This is a genomic window from Gardnerella sp. C0684A1 (assembly GCF_055326835.1).
The window spans coordinates 1-239 of sequence record NZ_JBLTSX010000087.1; the positions used below are offsets into that span (position 1 = coordinate 1).

1 protein-coding gene is annotated in these 239 nt (G+C 42.3%); it reads left to right on the forward strand.

The window, feature by feature from the left end:
- Positions 1-206: transposase domain-containing protein (locus ACNEUN_RS06435; protein ID WP_463631633.1), on the forward strand; the 206-nt coding region annotated here is incomplete at its 5' end.
- Between the last annotated feature and the right edge of the window lie 33 nt (positions 207-239).

Genomic DNA, 239 nt, shown 5'->3' on the forward strand with positions numbered 1-239 from the left:
TGTCATCACTAGAAAAAATTATTGAAACACAGTCAAAAACGATAGAGATGATGGCTAATGAACTCACTCTCCTTCGAGAACAGGTTGAGTATCTGAGACAGAAACTCTACGGAAAATCATCAGAGAAGGTAGTGCATCAACCCGGTCAGCTGAGCTTGTTTGGGGAGGAAAGCCTGCCTGAAGAAGAAGCTGACTTACCCAGTTGAAACAGAAACGATTACCTATAAACGCAAGAAAGC